Origin of the sequence: Nonomuraea lactucae, assembly GCF_003313395.1 — a bacterium.
In the GTDB taxonomy this organism is placed as follows: domain Bacteria; phylum Actinomycetota; class Actinomycetes; order Streptosporangiales; family Streptosporangiaceae; genus Nonomuraea; species Nonomuraea lactucae.
The window spans coordinates 1-2479 of sequence record NZ_QNFZ01000627.1; the positions used below are offsets into that span (position 1 = coordinate 1).

The window sequence follows — 2479 nt, forward strand, 5'->3', positions numbered from 1 at the left end:
ACCAAGAAGTAGTCAACTACGAAGACCCGGGGACTTCTACATGGCCATCAGCGGCGACACGCACTTGGCCGTTGACATAGCTATCGGGTTTGGGTGTAGCTCTTGCTGATGGAGCCCGTGAGCTGGGCAGTTGTGAGCTGGGCTGTTTGATCGCGAGACAGGCTTCTACGTGGTGCTGGCGTGCGAGGCGGTGGTGGCGATGGGGTCGTTGCTGGAGGAGTTGGCGGGGCGGCAGGCCGAGTCTCGACAGCGGATTGAAGAGCTTCGCCGACAGCTCGCCGAGGTGCAGTCGCGTCTGGAGGCCGAGGAAGAGCGGCTGTCCCGACTGATGATCACCCAGGAGACGGTGGAGGAGATTCTGGGTGAGGCGGTCCGGCCCGCCGCCGAGCCTGCGCCGCTGGGCGAGGGCGCCGACGCCGGAATGCAAGGGGCCGAGCAGGGGGCTGAGGCGGTGCGGCGGGGCGTGGTGACAGTGCCGCCACGGCGGCCGGAGCTGGAGATGTCGGTGTTGCCACGGGCGTATCGGGACGTGCTGGAGGTTGCTGGCCGATGCCGGGCATGTTCGCGCTGACCGAGCAGGTCCGCCGGCAGATAGCCCAGTAGGGGCAGAGCGGTGGCATGGTCCCGTCACCGCGGCGGTGGTTGGCGGAGGCCATTCCTTGTTGAAGGTTCGAAGGTGCGACCCAATCGATCCGGACCAGCAAGGAAGAGCCGGTGCAACCGTATGACACAGCCTTCAGAGCTGACGAGTTGCAACCTCCAGCAAATTGTTCGATCTTCTGGTTGCCGAGCTGGGCGCTCCCGCGACGGCCGAGCTCACCCATGGCGAGCTGGAGGAACTGTGCGAACGACGCGGCGGTGAGGTGGTGCGGCAACTGCTGCAGGATCACCTGGACCAACTAGGGGAGACGCTGCACGCCATGGGGCGAAGCACAGATGCTCTTGCCCAGCTCATGAGAGCGCGGGCGATCCGGCAGCAGGTCGGTGATCGATCGGGGGAAGGGGAATCATGTTCTACGATCCCGACGGTTCTGCAGACGCTAGACCGGCGGGCGGAAGCCAAGGCTTTCCTATGTGTATCGATGAAGATATATAAGGAACTCGGAGAGCCTCGGCTGGACGATGTCCGGCGGAGATTGCTGAGCGATGACATCGACGAGGTACAGGGGGGCTGAAATGAGTATCGACGACTTCTTACCGACCGACCCGGAGTTCGTGGCCAACCCATACGCCTTCTACGCAAATCTCCGCAGATCCCGTCCGGCTCATCTCGTGAGGTTCGACAACGGTCTCTACGGTTGGCTCATCACCTGCTACCGGCACGCCCGGATCGCTCTTTCTGATCCCCGCCTCAGCAAAGATCCGGGTAACGCTCCCCAGGACTGGCAGGAGGCCGGTCGCGGCCGGCCCCTTGAGGACAGGTCAGGGCTGGGGACGCATCTGCTGACGCTTGATCCGCCCGATCACACTCGTATGCGAGCCGTCGTTTCTCCCTTTTTTCTCCCCCGCAACCTGAAAGCAACCAGAAACGTCATCGAGAAAACAGTCAACACCCTGATCGGACAGTTAGCTACTGCTGCAGATTGCGATCTGATCGCGCAGTTCGCCGTGCCGCTGCAGGCCAACGTCATCTGCGAGATCCTTGGCATCCCACCCGCCCACCGGAGTGACTTCGGCCGCTGGTGCGATGACGTCGTCTCCTCCAGTTCTCGGGGCGGCCAAGCACGATCCGAAGCCCTGCGGAATTTGATGGATTACATCAGCGGTCTCATGAGAGAGAAGCGCCGACATCCCGGAGATGATGTGATCAGTTGCCTACTGCACGCTGAAGCGCCAGGCGGCGAACTGGACGAGACCGAGATCATCGCCTTGATCTTCCTTCTGCTGGTCGCAGGATACGAGACGACGATCAATCTCATAGGGAATGGCATGCTCGCTCTACTGCAGAATCGCGACCAGTTGACATTATTACGGGGGCGCCCCGAGCTGCTCGAGTCGGCTGTCGAAGAGCTGCTTCGTTACGGCAGCCCCGCCGAGTTCTCCACCTGGCGGTTCACGCTAAAGCCTTTCCAGGTGGGAGAGACTGTCATACCCGCTGGGCAACCGGTGTTGGTAGTCCTGTCCGCTGCGAATCGTGACCCGCATGCCTTCTCGGATCCAAATCGGCTCGATATTCAGCGATCTGACAATCCGCACCTGAGCTTCGGGCGTGGGGCACATTACTGCCTTGGGGCCGCTCTGGCTCGCCTCGAAGGGCGTATCGCTTTCGGGGCTCTTATCGAACAGTTTCCGGATATGAAGCTTGCCATCCATCCCGATCAATTGGAGTGGCGGCTGAGCCTCACGATTCGTGGCCCTGTGCATCTGCCTGTGGCTTTGCAGAGAAGCGAGCACAGTCCATGCTAACCTCGATCTTTCTCGACCTTGAGTTGGACGGCTGAGAGGTTCGGCTGGGGGTCGTTTTTCTCGCTGTGGTCAG

At 61.5% G+C, this 2479-nt stretch carries 3 protein-coding genes; all 3 read left to right on the forward strand.

Features of this window, described 5'->3' with window-relative positions; all coding sequences use genetic code 11:
- The first annotated feature begins 169 nt into the window (after window positions 1–169).
- The 3 genes from DQW85_RS24445 (at window position 170) to DQW85_RS24455 (ending at window position 2406) form a co-directional block, all read left to right on the forward strand.
- Window positions 170–571: a hypothetical protein gene (locus DQW85_RS24445; RefSeq protein WP_162795333.1), complete on the forward strand. Its 402-nt coding sequence runs from the start codon at window positions 170–172 to the stop codon at window positions 569–571.
- A gap of 196 nt (window positions 572–767) precedes the next feature.
- Window positions 768–1175 carry a hypothetical protein gene (locus tag DQW85_RS24450; RefSeq protein WP_113702362.1) on the forward strand — a complete coding sequence of 136 codons (408 nt, stop codon included), beginning with the start codon at window positions 768–770 and terminating at the stop codon, window positions 1173–1175.
- Window position 1176: 1 nt separating this feature from the next.
- Window positions 1177–2406, forward strand: a complete 1230-nt coding sequence (locus tag DQW85_RS24455) for a cytochrome P450 family protein (protein ID WP_113702363.1) — start codon at window positions 1177–1179, stop codon at window positions 2404–2406.
- Window positions 2407–2479: the final 73 nt, after the last annotated feature.